The sequence below is a fragment of the Clostridium gasigenes genome (assembly GCF_017348895.1).
Lineage (GTDB): Bacteria > Bacillota > Clostridia > Clostridiales > Clostridiaceae > Clostridium > Clostridium gasigenes.
In genome coordinates this window covers 1172185-1190943 of sequence record NZ_CP071376.1, presented here as the reverse complement: position 1 = coordinate 1190943, position 18759 = coordinate 1172185, and the positions used below count along the sequence as shown (strand labels likewise).

The 18759-nt window shown below is 29.0% G+C and carries 15 protein-coding genes and 2 riboswitches; of the genes, 11 read left to right on the top strand and 4 right to left on the bottom strand.

The features are described from left to right. Positions 1–61: 61 nt before the first annotated feature. The gene (locus J1C67_RS05825; protein WP_167866989.1) at positions 62–1447 is read right to left on the bottom strand and encodes a YjiH family protein; all 1386 of its coding nucleotides are present in this window, start codon (positions 1445–1447) and stop codon (positions 62–64) included. Positions 1448–1699: 252 nt separating this feature from the next. Between J1C67_RS05825 and J1C67_RS05820 the strand changes: the two genes are divergently transcribed. From J1C67_RS05820 to J1C67_RS05780, 9 genes are all read left to right on the top strand, one after another. Continuing rightward, complete coding sequence (locus tag J1C67_RS05820) at positions 1700–2767, top strand: AI-2E family transporter (RefSeq protein ID WP_167866990.1); 1068 nt, start codon at positions 1700–1702, stop codon at positions 2765–2767. 181 nt (positions 2768–2948) lie between these two features. Further along, the gene (proB, locus tag J1C67_RS05815; protein ID WP_167866991.1) at positions 2949–3758 is read left to right on the top strand and encodes a glutamate 5-kinase; all 810 of its coding nucleotides are present in this window, start codon (positions 2949–2951) and stop codon (positions 3756–3758) included. Positions 3759–3779: 21 nt separating this feature from the next. Beyond that, positions 3780–5024: a glutamate-5-semialdehyde dehydrogenase gene (locus J1C67_RS05810; protein ID WP_167866992.1), complete on the top strand. Its 1245-nt coding sequence runs from the start codon at positions 3780–3782 to the stop codon at positions 5022–5024. Positions 5025–5610: 586 nt separating this feature from the next. Further along, positions 5611–7041 (top strand): aldehyde dehydrogenase family protein, encoded by a 1431-nt coding sequence (locus J1C67_RS05805; protein ID WP_089969691.1) that lies wholly within the window; start codon positions 5611–5613, stop codon positions 7039–7041. A 93-nt stretch (positions 7042–7134) separates the two neighbouring features. Beyond that, positions 7135–7788: a butyrate--acetoacetate CoA-transferase subunit A gene (gene ctfA / locus J1C67_RS05800; RefSeq protein ID WP_089969696.1), complete on the top strand. Its 654-nt coding sequence runs from the start codon at positions 7135–7137 to the stop codon at positions 7786–7788. Beyond that, a complete protein-coding gene (gene ctfB, locus J1C67_RS05795) occupies positions 7789–8454 on the top strand; it encodes a butyrate--acetoacetate CoA-transferase subunit B (protein WP_089969700.1) in 666 nt (221 codons plus the stop codon). It abuts the gene before it with no gap. A gap of 77 nt (positions 8455–8531) precedes the next feature. Next, entirely contained in the window at positions 8532–9278 is a 747-nt protein-coding gene (gene adc, locus J1C67_RS05790; protein WP_167866993.1) for an acetoacetate decarboxylase, read from the top strand. Positions 9279–9799: 521 nt separating this feature from the next. Continuing rightward, the gene (locus J1C67_RS05785; protein WP_167866994.1) at positions 9800–10117 is read left to right on the top strand and encodes a hypothetical protein; all 318 of its coding nucleotides are present in this window, start codon (positions 9800–9802) and stop codon (positions 10115–10117) included. A gap of 247 nt (positions 10118–10364) precedes the next feature. Further along, positions 10365–10916, top strand: a complete 552-nt coding sequence (locus J1C67_RS05780; RefSeq protein WP_167866995.1) for a hypothetical protein — start codon at positions 10365–10367, stop codon at positions 10914–10916. Between the two features lie 302 nt (positions 10917–11218). On the opposite strand, the gene J1C67_RS05775 is transcribed toward J1C67_RS05780, so the two are convergent. From J1C67_RS05775 to J1C67_RS05765, 3 genes are all read right to left on the bottom strand, one after another. Then, on the bottom strand, positions 11219–12076 hold the full coding sequence (locus tag J1C67_RS05775; protein WP_167866996.1) for a toll/interleukin-1 receptor domain-containing protein: 858 nt from the start codon (positions 12074–12076) through the stop codon (positions 11219–11221). A 430-nt stretch (positions 12077–12506) separates the two neighbouring features. Further along, complete coding sequence (locus J1C67_RS05770) at positions 12507–13781, bottom strand: hypothetical protein (protein WP_167866997.1); 1275 nt, start codon at positions 13779–13781, stop codon at positions 12507–12509. A gap of 3 nt (positions 13782–13784) precedes the next feature. After that, positions 13785–14279, bottom strand: a complete 495-nt coding sequence (locus J1C67_RS05765; protein WP_167866998.1) for a hypothetical protein — start codon at positions 14277–14279, stop codon at positions 13785–13787. Between the two features lie 856 nt (positions 14280–15135). Then, positions 15136–15236, top strand: a riboswitch (purine riboswitch). A gap of 90 nt (positions 15237–15326) precedes the next feature. Between J1C67_RS05765 and J1C67_RS05760 the strand changes: the two genes are divergently transcribed. Both J1C67_RS05760 and J1C67_RS05755 read left to right on the top strand, forming a co-directional pair. Further along, positions 15327–16757: an NCS2 family permease gene (locus J1C67_RS05760; protein WP_167866999.1), complete on the top strand. Its 1431-nt coding sequence runs from the start codon at positions 15327–15329 to the stop codon at positions 16755–16757. A 283-nt stretch (positions 16758–17040) separates the two neighbouring features. Beyond that, positions 17041–17141, top strand: a riboswitch (purine riboswitch). A gap of 23 nt (positions 17142–17164) precedes the next feature. Beyond that, entirely contained in the window at positions 17165–18595 is a 1431-nt protein-coding gene (locus J1C67_RS05755; RefSeq protein WP_167867000.1) for an NCS2 family permease, read from the top strand. Positions 18596–18759 lie beyond the last annotated feature (164 nt).

The following is an 18759-nucleotide window of genomic DNA, read 5'->3' as shown; positions in this document are numbered from 1 at the left end:
AATGTTAGGTCGCTGAAAAAAATAATATGCAATTTGCTAGTATATTATTTTTTCAAGAACCTTAGAATAGTAAGTTTGCTATTAAGACTATAACCGGTAATGTTATAAGTGTTCTTTCTAAGAATATTATTAATAGCTGTTTTATGGATATAGGAATTTTTGATCCGAGTAAAACACCACCTACTTCTGACATGTATATTAGCTGAGCAACCGATGTACAGGCTACTATAAATTTAGTCATTTCACTTGTTATTGTGTTAGCAGCTAATACTGATGGTAATAGCATATCTGCAAAGCCTACTACTATTGTTTGGGAAGCTGCTACAGCTTCTGGAACTTGTAATAACATTAGTAGTGGTACAAATGGTAAGCCAAGTATTTTAAATATTGGAGTAAACTCTGCAATTACGAGTGCACTTGTTGCGAGAGCCATAACAACAGGGAGAACTCCAAGCCACATATCAATAACATTTGCGAAACCATCTTTAAAGAACTTAGATACACTTACATTAGTGGCAGCTTTATTTAAAGCTTTGTTATATCCCCATGATAATGAGGTGTAACCTTCAGGAATTTCCTCAGAATCTTTATTTGGCTGATTATTATAATAAGTATCAGGTATCTTTGAAAGTGGTGCAATTCTTGGAATAATTATTGCAGCTACAATTCCAGAAAATGTCACTGTTAAATAAAATGGTATAAACATATGAGACAAACCCACTTGGCTTACAACTATTAAACTAAAAGTAATTGATACCGCTGAGAATGTTGTACTAATTATTGATGCTTCTCGTCTTGAGTAGAATCCTTCCTCATATTGCTTGCTAGTTAACATAATACCTAAAGTTCCATCGCCAAGCCAAGATGTAATACAATCTATAGATGAACGTCCTGGAAGTTTAAATAAAGGTCTCATAATTTTTGTTAAAATAGCCCCGAAGAATTCTAATAATCCAAAGTTAAGTAATAGTGGCAAAAATAATCCTGCAAAGAAGAATATGGAGAAAAGTATATTTAAAAGACTATTTAATACAAATCCTCCAGTAGACTTACTTAATATAAATTCTGGTCCTATACCTGTTAAAACAAAAAGACAGAAAATAGCGCCAGATACTCTAGCTATAAACCATGTTGGTTTAAGGTTGAAAAGAGTATTTAAAAATTCGTTTTTTAGAATAAATTTTGGCTTAAAAATTACAGTGATTATACTGCCTAAGGCAGAGATGCAAATAGCGGAACTTATTATATAAGGTAAGCTCGGACCTAATAAATGTGCTAATTTGCCAGATAGTATAGCTATAGGAATTGTAATGTTTCCCTCAAATTTAATAGGAATCATAAATAATAAAACACCTATTATAGAAGGTATTATAAATTTTAGATTATTTTTAAATGAAGCTTGTATTTTTACAGCTTCTTTATCGTGCGTTTCTACAGAATAGTTCATTATGTGCTCCTTTTATACATTAAAATTAATATTTATACAATAATACTTATTTTAATACAAATAAAATAATAATCAAGAGTATATTTTGTATAATTTATTTTAAATTTAAGATAGAAAATTCAAATAATTTCTTAAGTAGCTATTTTAAAGGGATTTCTATAAAAATTCAAATAAATATAATTAAAAATTTAATTATAAAATTAGATTAAAAGGACAGACTAAGGATAAGCTATACAAAAGAGGTGGGCTATTATGGATAAAAAGAAGGTTATTCAATATTTATTAATTGCAAATTTAGCAGTTATATTAATAATGCTTATAGGTAAGTTTGAAGTTGTTTTGAGTTTTATAGATGTTATATTTAGTATTGTTGTTGTACCAATTATATTTGGAGTGTTTTTATTTTATATATTAAAACCGTTAAACACTTTATTTAGAAAGAAAAAGATGAAAAAAGGAAAAGCTGCAATGCTAACTATGATTATTTTTTTCTTTATAATGACTGGAGTTGTAAAATACTTTGGTGATTACTTTATAGAACAATTTATAATACTTAAGGATTTATTTTTAAGAATAGCTAAGGAAAGAGGAATAGTAGAGCAAATAAATAAAATGTTTAATTCGGATTTTAATAATGTAGATTATTATGGAAGGTTTGTAGGACACTTAGAAAAATATATAGGATTAATAATTGTAAGTGGAAGACAAATATTTAATAAAGGAATGCAGATGTTTTCTGATATATTATTAGTAATATTAATATTATTTTATCTTCTTAAGGATGGAGATAAGGTTGAAGATATTATTTTAAAATACACACCAAATAAATACAGAAATACAATGGATAAAACCTTAGGTCAAAGCAATAATGTTTTATCCTCATATATATTAGGTCAAGCAACTGTAGCTGTATCCCTAGCAATCATGGTTTACATTGGTTATAGGGTAATAGGAATGACTAGTCCTATATTTTTAGCATCTATTACCTTTATATTAGCTTTTATACCTTTTATAGGTTTTTTAATATCTATGATAATACCATTTGCTTTAGCTATAAGTATGGGAATGCCAATGGTTATTAAATTATCAGTATTATTTTTAGTAGCACAAACATTAAAAGGAAGACTTGTAGTTCCATTAATAATGGGGAGAGCTATGAAAATACATCCTATAACAGATATATTCTTAGTTGTTGGAGCTGCAACTTTAATAGGCCCAATAGGAGCATTTGTAGTTGTTCCAATATATGCTTTAATTAAAGTTTTTTATAGAAACTTTAAACCTTATATATCAAAATCAATTTCTAAAAAAACTAGTTAGGTAGCTGAAACAAAATAACAAGTCAAATATACTAGTATATTGGCTTGTTATTTTTTTGAGGATACATTATGTTATAATTAATAAACTTGAAAAAATAAAGGAACTTATAGAAAATAGTTAGAAAACAAATTATAATAAATATACTGAAAACAATATAGAGATTTATTGGGGAGTGTAGAAAATGGATTATAGAAATGAAATAAAAGATTTAAAAAGAATAGTAGTAAAAGTAGGAACTTCTACCCTAACATATGATAATGGGAATATTAATTTAACAAGAATAGAGAAACTAACAAGAATATTATCAGATATGATGAATTCTGGAAAAGAAGTTGTACTTGTTACTTCAGGGGCAATTGGTGTTGGCGTTAGTAAGTTAAAGCTTAAAAAGAAGCCTAGTAGCATAAGAGAAAAACAAGCTGTGGCAGCCGTAGGACAATGTGAACTTATGCATATATACAGTAAGTTCTTTGGGGAATACAGTCACACTGTTGGTCAAGTATTACTTACTAGAGATGTTGTTGAAGATGATCATATAAGAGAAAATGTATGTAATACCTTTGAAACATTATTAGAGAATGGAATTATACCAATAGTTAATGAAAATGATACTGTAGCAATTGATGAAATTGAGAATATAGTAAGGTTTGGAGATAATGATAATTTATCAGCTATAGTTTCAGGGCTGGTTAAGGCTGATTTATTAATTATATTATCTGATATAGATGGGTTTTATGATTCGGACCCAAGAAAAAATCCAAATTCAAAATTAATAAAACAAATAGATGAAATAACACCAGAATTTGAAAGTTGTGCAGGTGGTGCTGGTAGCACTTTAGGTACGGGCGGAATGGTTACAAAGTTAATAGCTGCAAAAATAGCTACATCTTTAGGCGTATATATGATATTAGCTAATGGAAAAGAACCTGAAATTTTATTGAACATTATAAATGGTGAAGAAGTAGGAACTTTATTTGTGAAAAATAAATAGTAAAGATAGGGGGCATTTCAAATGAGTGAATTAATTTTAAAAGGACAAAAGGCTAGAGAAGCTTCTTACGTATTGGCAAATGCATCAACAACTGAAAAAAATAATGCATTAGAAAAAATGGCAGAGGCATTAATAATAAATAAAGATGGAATATTAAAAGCTAATGATTTAGATTTAAAAGCATCTATGGAAAAAGGAACTTCAAAAGCTATGTTAGATAGATTAGCTTTAAGTGAAGAAAGAATAGAAGCTATGGCTGATGGGCTAAGACAAATAGTATCACTACCAGATCCAGTTGGAGAAGTTATATCAATGTGGAAAAGACCTAATGGGCTTCAAATTGGACAACAAAGAGTTTCAATGGGAACAATAGGGATTATATATGAGGCAAGACCTAATGTAACTTGTGATGCAGCTGGGTTATGTTTAAAAACAGGAAACACTGTAATTTTAAGAGGTGGAAGCGAAGCTATAAATTCAAACACTGCAATAGTTAAGGTTTTGTCTAAAGCAGTAGAAGAAGCGGGACTTCCTAAGGACTGCATACAATTAGTTGAAAACACAAGTAGAGAAGTAGCATTAGAGATGATGAAGTTAAATGATTATATAGATGTTTTAATTCCAAGAGGTGGAGCTGGGCTTATTCAAACTGTAGTTAAAAATGCAACAGTTCCTGTAATTGAAACTGGAATAGGTAACTGTCATATTTATGTTGATGAAGAATGTGATTTTGAAATGGCTAAAAATATAGTAGTAAATGCTAAAACTTCAAGACCTGGAGTATGTAATGCAGCTGAAAAATTATTGGTAAGTGAAAAAGTTGCAGAAGAATTTTTACCAATAGTAATAAGAGCTTTAAGAGAAAAAGATGTTGAAATTAGAGGCGATGAAAAAGTTAAAGCTATTATTTCAGATGTAGTAGACGCAACGACAGAAGATTGGGGAAAAGAATATTTAGATTATATAATGGCAGTTAAAATAGTTGAAAATGTTGATGAAGCTATTAGTCATATAAATAAGTATGGATCAGGGCATTCAGAAGCCATAGTTACAAAAAGCTATGAAAACTCACAAAGATTTATGCAAAGAACAAATGCAGCAGCAGTTTATGTAAATGCATCAACAAGATTTACAGATGGATGCGAATTTGGATTTGGAGCAGAAATAGGAATAAGCACACAAAAGCTACATGCTAGAGGCCCAATGGGACTTAAAGAACTTACAACTATTAAATATATTATTTATGGAAATGGGCAAATAAGATAAATTACAGATTTTAAAGAAAATAATAAATGGTAAAATTTATTAAATAGATTGCAAAAAAAGGGTATTTCGTGTCTACATACACGAAATACCCTTTTTTATATTATAAAGATTTATGTTTAACTCTTTATTTTGCATATTTAAAAAAATAAAAAACTAATTGCCTAAAAAAATTGAATTTTTAGGCAATTAATCATAGAATCCTTCTTTACAGATTATAGGAAGAAAATATCTCACCTCCGCGTGGTTTGGCAACGTTTAAAATACTTTATATTACATTTATTGTATTTATAGGTTTCTTTTGGATAAAAAAGTGGTAATATGCTATTTATACCACATTAAAAACCTCTTATTCGCTATAACATATTTGTTATAAAATGAAGAACTAAGTTATTAATCCTAGGATTAGTTGATAGGATAATTGATTAGTAACTAGAACAACTACTGAGTAAGAAGTTAACAATGAAATTAGGGAAACACTTTTTATAATAAGTACCACCGAAGTGGCGAACAAGGAGAAAACGAATAGCCCTAGGTTAATTCTTCATTAAAAACTAAATGCAAAATTAATTATACAAGGAGGAAAACTATGACTAAAGATGTATTAGTATCACCACAAACAGAAGGTTTAAAAGTAATAACAAATGTTGAAGGTACCAAATTTAATAAATCTAACAATGATGGTTTATATTTAGGAGTGTTTGAAGCTGTTGAAATTGCTATTTCAAAAGCAATATATGCACAAAAGGTGTTAACTATTTCCTATAAAAAAGAAGATAGAGAACGGCTTATAAGTAGTATAAGAAAGGCTACATTGGAAAATAAAGAGATACTGGCAAAAATGATTTTAGAAGAAACAAAAATGGGACGATATGAAGATAAAATATTAAAACATGAATTGGTAGCTAAATATACTCCAGGTACAGAAGATTTAACTACTACAGCTTGGTCTGGAGACCAAGGGCTTACAGTAGTAGAAATGTCTCCTTATGGTGTCATAGGTGCAATAACACCCTCCACAAATCCAACGGAAACTGTTATATGCAATAGTATAGGAATGATAGCTGCCGGAAATTCTGTCGTGTTTAATGGACATCCAGGGGCAAAAAAATGTGTTGCTTTTGCTGTAGATATGATAAATAGAGCCATCATCTCATCTGGGGGTCCAGAAAATTTAGTAACTACTGTAGAAAATCCAACTATGGAATCCTTAGATGTAATTATGAAACACCCATATATAAAACTTTTATGTGGGACTGGAGGACCAGGATTAATAAAAACACTTTTAAATTCAGGTAAAAAGGCTATAGGGGCAGGTGCAGGAAACCCTCCTGTTATAGTAGATGATACTGCAGATATAAAGAAAGCTGCAAAAAGCATAATAGAAGGTTGTTCTTTTGATAATAATTTACCTTGTATTGCAGAAAAAGAAGTATTTGTTTTTGAAGATGTAGCAACTGATTTAATAAATAATATGATTCAAAATAATTCTGTACTTCTAAACAAAGAGCAAGTATCAAGATTATTAGAATTAATACTACTAGAGAAAGATGTGAAAAGTTATAATTGCAACAAAAAGCTAGAATATACTATAGATAAAAAATGGGTAGGAAAAGATGCAAAATTATTTTTAGATCAAATAGATGTAGAATACCCTACTAATGTCAAATGTATAATATGTGAGGTAGATAGAAATCATCCTTTTGTAATGACAGAGCTTATGATGCCAATACTTTCAATTGTAAGGGTTAAGGATATTGATGAAGCTATAGAGTGTGCAAAAATAGCAGAACAAAACAAAAAACACAGTGCATATATATATTCAAAAAATATCGATAACTTAAATAGATTTGAAAAAGAAATAGATACAACTATTTTTGTAAAGAATGCTAAATCCTTTGCTGGAGTAGGTTTTGGTGCAGAAGGATTTACAACTTTCACTATTGCGGGACCTACTGGTGAAGGGATAACCTCTGCAAGAGATTTTACAAGACAAAGAAGATGTGTGCTTGCAAACTAATTTTTTAATTAAGTCAGTGCATTTACGTGCATTGATTTAGTCTACCTACATTACATTTAAAATATTTTACACTATTAGAAAGGAGATATTACTGTGAATAAGATAGTTAAACTGGAAGATTTAAAATCTATTTTTAAAGATGGAATGACAATTATGATTGGTGGTTTTTTAGACTGTGGAACACCGGACACTATAATTGATATGTTGGTTGATTTAAATATAAAGGATTTAACCATAATTGCAAATGATACAGGTTTCCCAGATAAAGGCATAGGGAAATTGGTTGTGAATGGTCAAGTAAAGAAAGTGATTGCCTCACATATTGGAACCAATCCTGAGACTGGAAGAAGGATGAATACTGGCGAAATGGAAGTAGAGCTTTCTCCACAAGGAACATTAATTGAAAGAATCCGTGCAGCTGGATCAGGTCTAGGTGGCGTATTAACACCAACTGGACTAGGAACCCTTGTAGAAAATGGGAAAAGAAAAATTACAATTAGTAACAAGGAGTATTTATTGGAACTTCCATTAAAGGCTGATGTCTCACTTGTAAAAGGCAGTATAGTAGATGAAATTGGGAATACCTGTTATAAAGCAACTACAAAAAATTTTAATCCTTATATTGCAATGGCTGCAAAAATAGTAATAATGGAAGCAGAAGATTTAGTAAAATGTGAACAATTAAGAACCGAAGATATAATGACTCCAGGTGTACTTGTAGATTATATTGTAAAGGAGGCAATTTAATTGATTACAGATAGTAAGTTAGCAAAAGAAATTATTGCTAAAAGAGTTGCAAAGGAATTAAAAGATGGGCAGCTCGTAAATCTTGGAATAGGACTTCCAACTTTGGTGGCAAGTTATGTGCCAAAGGAAATACAGATTACTTTTCAATCAGAAAATGGTATGGTTGGCATGGGTCCAAAAGCAAAAATAGGGCAAGAAAATACAGATTTAACTAATGCAGCTGGACAGTGTGTAACAGTACTACCAGAGGGTTCATTCTTTGATAGTTCTATGTCTTTTGCACTAATTAGAGGTGGACATGTTGATGTAACTGTGCTTGGAGCTTTAGAGGTAGATGAAGAAGGAAATTTAGCCAATTGGATTGTTCCAGGCAAAATGGTGCCTGGAATGGGCGGCGCTATGGATTTAGTAATAGGTGCAAAGGTAGTAATTGTAGCGATGCAACACACTGGAAAAGGAAAACTTAAAATTCTTAAAAAGTGTAGACTTCCACTCACTGCAAAATCTCAAGTAAATTTAATTGTTACAGAACTTTGTGTAATTGAAGTAACTGCTAAGGGGCTACTCTTAAAAGAAATTTATAAAGATACAACCATTGATGAAATTAAATCTGTAACAGAAGCAAATTTAATTATTCCAGATGATATAAAGATTATGGATGTATAAAAATTTACCTTTTAAAATATAGTATTTGTAAAAAAATGTAATGATAATAATAAATAAGAAGAGAGAGTGAATATTTTATGATAGAAAGTGAAATATATAAACAAATTACAACACCACTTACTGCTCCAGCATTTCCTAAAGGTCCATATAAATTCCATAATAGGGAGTACTTGAACATAATATACCGTACTGACTTTGAGGCACTTCGAAAAATAGTACCAGAACCATTAGAATTAGATGAAGATGAGCCCTTAGTTAGATTTGAAATAATGGCTATGCCAGATGTGACTGGATTGGGATCCTACACTGAATGTGGTCAGGTAATTCCAGTAAAGTATAATGGGATTAAAGGTGATTATCTACATATGATGTACTTAGATAATCATCCAGCTATAGCTGTTGGAAGAGAGGTTAGTGCCTATCCTAAAAAACTCGGTACTCCAAAGCTATTTGTTGACTCAGATACTTTAGTTGGTACATTAAACTATGGCTCTTTACCAGTTGCTACTGCTACAATGGGATATAAACATGAACCTCTAGATATTAAGGAAGCCTATAATCAAATTTCTCGTCCTAGCTTTATGCTGAAAATTGTACAAGGATATGATGGAAAACCAAGAATTTGTGAGCTTATATGTACACAAAATAAGGATATTATAATACATGGGGCATGGACCAGTTGTGCACGTCTGCAATTATTTAGTCATGCGTTAGCTCCTTTGGCTGATTTACCAGTCTTAGAAGTTGTATCTGCATCACATATTCTTACAGATTTAACTCTTGCACCAGCTCATGTTGTGTACGATTATCTTGCAAAGAATTAGAGATAACTAATTAAATGCAAGAGGTCTTGCTTTAAAAGAATTTAGAAAAAATTATTCAGGGAAGCGATGTTGAGAAAAAAGAAAATATACAAATAGTAAAATTCGTTAAATAGATTGCAAAAAGGTGGTATTTCGTGTCCACATACACGAAATACCACCTTTTTTTGTGATTGTTTAGAGATACTAAACAGTTAACTACTATTTTATAGTAGATCACACTCTATAAATGGCTTAAAACTGTTGATTTTTAACTATTCGCTAAAAGAACAATTTAGTGAAATAAACATATCAACATCTACCGTTTACCCCATAAGGATACTAGCTAAATAATATTAATTAAAACCTCTTATCTATGAAATATAAATATAAATTTGTACAAAAATAAATAAAAATAAATGTAGATAGTATATAATCTATTTATTAAGATATAATGTAAATATTTTATATTGGAAGGGACATACTTGATGAGCTAATTTTAAAGAAAGGAAGTCAACATTTGTTTAGAAAGGGGCGTTAAAGATATGAATGAAAGTATTATATATAATATTTTATCTTCATCTATGTTAATAGCTAGTATTATAATTATAATACTAGCTATTAAACCTATAAAAATAACTAAATTAAATAAAGGTAAGTATCATATGAAAGATAAACAGGGATATCTAAAATACAATCAAAAAGTGTTTTTTATCTTCGGGATAATATGTAGCATTATATCTATACTTGCCTTATTTAGAGTTGTTGATATTGCTATTTGTGTTATGGGAATGAGCATAGCTGGTTCCATAGCTGGTTCTCTAAATTCTAAATCCATAAAGAAATATACCGAAAAAAGTTAATTATAATTCATAGAAAACATTATTGATATTGGTTGATGGTTAAAAAAATAAATATATATACCATTACAATCGAGAGTGTGAAAGTTTTTATGTAAATAGTTTTCTAAGACAATTTATTTTAAAGGCATGTGACTATAAGATGAATCTATATCATGCTTTAAATATAAGACTCATTTAGATTATTTAACGAAATTTATGATAATTTAGCAATTAATAATTTGCAATACAAAATCAAAGGAGTGTATATATGGATACTGTATGCAATTGCAATCAACAAACATCAATTATAGTTCAGTTAATACCTACTTTAGTAGCTGGTGGAATAACGATTCTTGTGGCATTCTTATCGTTACGTTATCAATTTAATACTAAAATACAACAAATAAAAGATCAAAAAATACAAGAAAATGATGAAAATAAAAATACTGTTATTAAAATTGCAGTGTACTATCTTAAAGAAGAGTTGATTCATAATTATAAAACTATTGAGCATGAAGTTGGAGATACTATACTAGAATCAAAGAGAAAGTATGAGGTTAATAGCAGTTTATCATTGCCTTATATTTTAAAATATGATCTTTATAAGGAATTAAAATGGAATTTAATGAAATATTCAGATGAAAAAAAATTAAAAGATATTATTGATATATATACTACGCTTAATTTATTTAATCATCCAAATGGACAAACAAGTACAATTTCATCAATTTACGCATTGTCTGAGAATGATTATAAAGAACTTACTGAATTGAAAGGTAAAATGGATTTGGTAATTAAAGAATTAGATAAAAATAATTAGGATGTATATATACTTTCAAAATAAAGAGTTATTATATTCGCTAAAGTTTAGTTTAACGTAATTAGAAAGCCAATCATCTTTTAGAATAATATAATAGTAATCAAATCCCTATTAATAAATTTTATTAATAGGGATCTTTAATGTTGTTAGTGTTTTATAAACTTGACTTGAATAAACTGATAAAGATGTTTAAACACGTTGAGTGTTGATGATTTGAAAATATAGATTTATTCCAATATAAATCTAATAATTTACCATTGCTATAATTGAAATCACAAGTCACTAAAGTTAATATATTATATTTAAGTTTCAAGAATAGATTTTACTTCTTCAACAATTTCATCTATAGAAAGCATTGCTGTATTTAATGCATTCCTACCAGCTAAAGTTGAACTTTTACTTAGGACTTCATTCTTAGTAACTTTATGCCATATAGGCAATAAAATGGAGCTTCCATTTAGAGCTTCTTTTTGGAATAAACCATCTACCTCATAGTTTGTCCAGTACTTATCAAGAAAAGTACTAGAAATAACAACTATTCCAAATCGAGAATGAGCTAGTCCATTGTCAATACTTTGACGTATACTTGCCCCCCATTTAATTGATGTTTCATCATACCAAACTTTTATATTTTCATTAATCAATGCTTCAGCAAGAGGTCTGACAAAATCTTCTTTATCTTCCCATGCATGAGATATGAAAACATCGTAGTCTTTATTTTCTATGGCTGCAAATTGAGTACTTGTAATAGCTTGATTGGCTTCTGCTTTAATATTTTCCAACATATTAAGGTGTCTTCTTTCTATTTCTTGCTCTCTCTTTAACTGGGCTTGTTGTCTTTTTTTCTCCTCATATCCCTGTTCTTTTATTAATTGAGATTCTTTTTTTACTAATTCAGCTTCCTTTGAGATAATCTTCTTATTAAGAGTAGATTGATTTTTTTGGCTTTTAATCATATCGTCAGTTGCACGCTGAATTTCTCTAGTTTTACTTGATATAGTAGATAGTGAAGTGGTTTTACTTATTTGTACTTCAGCCTTACTCTTCTTTATTAATGCATTTGATTCTTTAGTTTTTTCATCTGCATTTTTTTTTCTTTCGGACATAATTTCATTTTTTATTCTTGCAATCTGACTTTGTAATGTAGTTATTGTAGACATAGATGAATATCCTCCTTAGTTATTAAAATAATAGATAAAACTATTATACTTTACGTTTATTAATAGTTATATAGGCCTACCTATCATATATCTGAAAAAAGGCACCACCTATACTTTAAAGCAAGTAAATTCAATAGTTAAAGTATATTATAAAATTAAGAATATATAGGACTTTTTTTATATTAGTATCTTATTAAGTGAATATCTATAATTTAATATAGATTCGAGATTTAAATTACTTACAGAGGTGTCACTAGTTAATGGTACTTCTTTAAGTCTTGATTTTACTAGCTAAGTTTGAATAGTGTCAATATTTTAATTATGGCATCAAAAAAAAGAATATACCAATTAAAGTCGGTATATTCTTTGGTATTACTTATGTTAAATAAACTTTGGTGCTTTTTTCAGAAATAGGATAGGTAGCCCTTATCTACTTCTTCATTTCCTTATTATTTATCTTTTCTATTTTCACAGTATTTCTCTTTTTCTTTATATCTTTAAAATCTATTATTTTTGCACTTAATTCTTTATTTTGGAATCCATATTCTTTAATGTTTTCTACTGTTTTACTTTCAATATTATTACTCATTGAATACATTAAATTTTTACTATATGTTTTCTCAATTTTCTCATACCCTTTCAATTCCTCTTTTTTTACTAACTCATTTAAAAGTACTTCTATTTCATCATCTAATTTTTCGCACGCTTCAACTTTGCTCATTAAAGCTTCATCTTCATGTTCTTCATGAACAAACCTAATCGATTCTTCGACAGCAGAATATTTAATATCTTCTATCTCATCATTACCTTTTATCTTTTCAGTTATTATATTAGCAAATAAAATAAGTAATGGAGTAGCAAATGCTATACCAACAAAAAGGTTAACGTACGTCGGACTATTGTGAGAAATTTCTTTTATATCTAAAAATCTTTCATCTCTTGAATCTTTCATAATAAATGAACTACTTAATATCTCAACTACCCGCTTGTCCACATTATAAATACCTACTATCGGTCTTTCTAATCTTGTAAAACATTTCTCAAACTCATTAAAATATTTTTCTTTAATATCAATATATTCCTCATTATCATCTAATTTATTATTTTCTATACAAGTTTTAAAAGTATTAATTTGTATTTCATGAGAATTTCGTTCTTTTACTAATTTCACATACTTATTTTCAATATCTTTTATATCTGTATTCATTCTCTCTTTTATATCTTTACTTGTTTCTTTCTTAAATTTAACTAATTTAATTATATCTTCGAAGCTACTATTTTTTTGAATTGCAACAACCTGAAACTTAGCTTTATCAATTCTTGACTCACCTTTTGAATATAAATAATTATTTAAATCCCTAAATATTGAAAATTTCAAACTCATAGTATTCATATCTTCATTCGGAATTAAACTTATTGGATTTCCAAAATGGAAAAAATGTTTAAAATCCTCTATATCATTTAGATTAAGCCTATTTGATCTATTCAAAAAAACATACTTATTATTGTAGTTAAATGATTCATTAATTATAAAGATATTTTCCTCACTAACCCCATTATTTATTTGCTTTGAAATTTCATTAATTAGATCCAATTTATAATAATTACTTGCTAATGTTGAAATAAAATCTTGTATTTGCCAAGGTGTTAAAATACTATCATCCTCTTTTTTTAATTCAACTTGTATCTGTTTAATTTGATCCATCTTTTAATTACTCCCATCATTGTCAGTTTTTTTTATTAATTTTGTTAAAGTATCTTTCATTTCACTTCTTCGTTCATCAGATTTTTCAACCATTTTTTCAATTTTATCAATTCTTTTCTTCTGATTTAATCTTGCTTTTTCTGCAACAATTAATGATAAAAATGTAATTGCTAACGATAATAACATCAATGTATTGGCATCTAATGCTTCAAGTAAACTATCTAAAAAAATATTATTTTTAAGGTATGCACTTATGACTATAAATCCCCACCCAGTTGCATAAAAAATCTGTTTTATTATATAAGTTGTTTTAATTTTAATCTTATAACCATATGATTTTTTTCCTTGAAAACATGTTGATATACAAACTAATAATCCTCCAAATGTTAATCCGAAAATACCATAGTCTGTAATTGCAATATATCCTATGTAATTTAAATAGGCCATCATTAAAAATATTAAAAATATTAATATTTTATCAAAATTTATATCTTTCATAATTGAAGACAATCAACTCCTTATAGGTACACTCTTGCTATCATTTATTTAGTATAGCATACCGTAGTCTCTTAAAATATTTTTTTCAGTATTGTTTTATTATCTCCATACTTTCTCAATTTAATTTCTATGATTTTCTCATCGGTTCTCAAAGAACACTCTTCAAAGCTCTCTTTATGATTTAATATATAATCTTGATCATTTTTCTCTTGCTTAATGGATTCTCTGATAAAATCAAGTATCAAACTACTCGTTGACTTATTGATATCTTCTTTACTACATTATATACTCATCACCCATTTACTCTATTCGATATGTTAGCACCCATATTCTTTTAATCTTAGTAAGTTTATCCCTCTTATTCTCTACTTGTAACTTATCCTTTCTTTCAATAAATCCTGATGGATATGGGTATGCCATGCTAGTGGGATTATGAAACTTGATATAGTTCAATCTGTTGAAATTCATACTGTTTGTATAGGTTTCTTCAGGTGGAGTTGCTTGAAAAACATCGGTATCTTAAGTTAAGAGTTATGGTATTCATTAAAGTCAGGTTTCGCGTAATAATTGGGTAAGAATAATATGTGGATTTATTGGAGCTTATGCGATTAAGATAAAGAAAAAATGGATATTATTAAGATAATTCGATATTTATAAAACTTAATAATATTTAATTACATCAATTAAGGGTATTGCAATAGAGCAGTACCTTTTTTATTGTATAGATTAAACTGTTTAAATAGACCAGGGGTAAAAAGTTAAACTCCCTACATAAACAATTTAACGAATGATCAAAAATTGGAATTAATTAATGTTCGTAAAACATATTGATTATTTATAGTTTACTGATATAATAAAAGTAACGAAAGACACCATCCATATAATTTCGACAATACGGGTCGAGAGTTTCTACAAGAAGCCTTAAACTTCTGAGCTATGGGTGAATCCAAAGTTACTAATATGATATTTCTTCTAGAAATGTTACTATTATTGGATTTACCTATATCCAATGATAGTTTTTTTTCGTCTATTTTTAGGAGGTAAGATATGAGTAAAAATATTAATGATAATTCAAAAAATCAAAAAGGTTTATTAGAAAGACTATTTAAGCTAAAGGAAAATGGCACAAGTGTTAAAACTGAAATACTTGCAGGCCTGACTACTTTTATTACAATAGCCTATGCACTTTTGGTAATTCCCAACATTCTAAAGGGTGCGGGTATGAATTCCCAAGGGGTGTTTGGGGATGCAGCAAATAATCTAGGGATACTAAATGATCCTGTGGTTGGGGCTATATTTACAGCAACTTGTGTTATATTTACAATATCAACATTATTTATGGGTCTGTATGCTAATTTACCTTATGCGTTAGGACCAGGTATGGGCTTAGTTGCATTTTTCACATATGGAGTATGCTTAACCATGGGATTCACATGGCAGGAAGCATCAGCAGCGGTATTTATTTCGGGTATTGTATTTATTATATGTACAGTAACATCACTGAGACAATTAATAGTTAATGCACTTCCAAAAAATATAAAAATAGCTATGACCTCTGGTATAGGTCTATTTATAGCCTTAATAGGTTTCAAAAATGGAGGAATAGTTACTTCAAACCCAGCAACTTTAGTACAGTTTGGTAAATTCACTGATATGGGAACTTTATTAACCATAATAGGTGTTTTAATAATGGCTGTATTAATGGCGAGAAAAGTAAAGGGTGCAATGTTAATAGGAATTGTAGCTACAACTATAATAGGAATTCCTATGGGAATAACTAATGTAAGTAATATTAAAATATTTTCATTGCCACCATCTTTAGAGCCTACATTTTTAAAAATGGATTTTTCAGGCTTATTAACTCATAATGGAGCAGGAATAATAGGTGCTATAACAGCAGTTATTATGGTTATTTTAACCTTCTCTTTAGTTGATATGTTTGACACTATAGGAACTTTAGTAGGTACAGCTCAAAAAGCTAATTTAATAGGAGACGATGGAAACCCTAAAAACATGAATAAAGCCTTGATAGTTGATTCTATAGCAACTACCATAAGTTCATTTTTCGGGTTACCAACAGTATCAGTTTATATAGAGTCAGCCTCAGGAATAGCTGATGGAGGAAGAACTGGATTAACAGCTGTAGTTGTTAGTTGCTTTACAGCACTTACTCTCTTCTTCTCGGGAATTGTAGGTATAATTCCATCTCAAGCAACGGCTCCAGCGCTTATTATAATCGGAGTGTTGATGCTTGAAACTATAAAAAATGTTGATTTTTCAACATTTGATGAAGCTATACCAGCATTTTTAACTATAGTAATAATGCCATTTAGTTATTCAATAGCTAACGGTATTGCTTGTGGGATAATAACTTATCCTATTATGAAATTAGCTGTGGGAAAGAGAAAAGAAATTCATCCACTTATGTATATATTAGCGGCATTATTCATTTTACGATATATATTGATACCGCAATAGAATACTATTTGGTGAAAAAATAGTTATAATAAAATAATATTTCATAGATACATATAATAGCATTAAAAAAGCCCATGATTGAAAATGGCGTTTAATATTAATGTTGAACAATATAAAAAACAGATGAATAAAAATTCATCTGTTTTTTGCAATTGTAAGAATTATCTATTTATATCACTTGATAACTATATATTAGTATAATATTTTTGCCTATTTAACTGTAAAATTGTTTAATAAAAAATCCTCTAGTAGAGTCTAAAATTATAATTTTACCGATATAATAAAAGTGACGAAAGACACAATCCATATAATTTTGATAATAAGCATCCAAAGTCTCTACAAGAAGCCTGAAACTGCTGACCTATATCTAATAATAGTTTTTTTAGTTTATTTTTAGGAGGTAAGATATGAGTAAAAATGTTAATGTTAATTCGAAGGGGAAAAAAGGCTTATTGGAAAGATTATTTAAGCTAAAAGAAAACGGTACCAGTGTTAAAACTGAAATGCTTGCAGGTCTGACTACTTTTATTACAATAGCCTATGCTCTTCTAGTAATTCCCAACATTCTAAAGGGCGCAGGTATTAATTCTCAAGGAGTGTTTGGTGATGCAGCAAACAATCTAGGTATATTAAATGATCCTGTGGTTGGGTCTATATTTACAGCAACTTGTGTTGTATTTGCAATATCAACATTATTTATGGGTATGTATGCTAATTTACCTTATGCATTAGGACCAGGTATGGGATTAGTTGCATTTTTCACATATGGAGTATGCTTAACTATGGGATTTACATGGCAGGAAGCATCTGCAGCAGTATTTATTTCGGGTATTGTATTTATTATATGTACAGTAACATCACTGAGACAATTAATAGTTAATGCACTTCCCAAAAATATAAAAATAGCTATGACCTCGGGTATAGGACTATTTATAGCCTTAATAGGTTTTAAAAATGGGGGAATAGTTATTTCAAATCCAGCAACGTTAGTACAGTTTGGTAATTTCACTGATATGGGAACTTTATTAACCATAATAGGTGTTTTAATAATGGCTATATTAATGGCTAGAAAAGTAAAAGGTGCAATGTTAATAGGGATTGTAGCTACAACTATAATAGGAATCCCTATGGGAATAACTAATGTAAGTAATATTAAAATATTTTCACTACCACCATCTTTAGCTCCTACATTTTTTAAAATGGATTTTTTAGGCTTATTAACTCATAATGGAACAGGGATAATAGGTGCTATAACAGCAATTATTATGGTTATATTAACATTCTCTTTAGTTGATATGTTTGACACTATAGGAACCTTAGTAGGTACAGCTCAAAAAGCTAATTTAATAGGAGAAGATGGAAACCCTAAAAATATGAATAAAGCCTTGATAGTTGACTCTATAGCAACTACCATAAGTTCATTTTTCGGATTGCCAACAGTATCAGTTTATATAGAGTCAGCATCAGGCATAGCTGCTGGAGGAAGGACTGGATTAACCGCGGTAGTTATTAGTTGCTTTACAGCACTTACTCTTTTCTTCTCAGGCATTATAGGTATAATTCCATCTCAAGCAACGGCTCCAGCGCTTATTATAATTGGAGTGTTGATGCTTCAAACTATAAAAAATGTTGATTTTTCAACATTTGATGAAGCTATACCAGCATTTTTAACAATAGTAATAATGCCATTTAGTTATTCAATAGCTAACGGTATTGCTTGTGGGATAATAACATATCCTATTATGAAATTAGTTGTAGGAAAGAGAAAAGAAATTCATCCACTTATGTATATATTAGCGGCATTATTCATTTTACGATATATATTGATACCGCAATAGAATAATATTTGGTGAAAAAATAGTTACAATAAAATAATATTTAATAGTTACATTAAAGTACCCATTATTATATAATAAATAATAATGGGTACTTAAAATATTTTAAAGGTATATTATTTAAAAGGACTGAAGATGTAGGAACTGTATATGGTTATCCTCAGTTA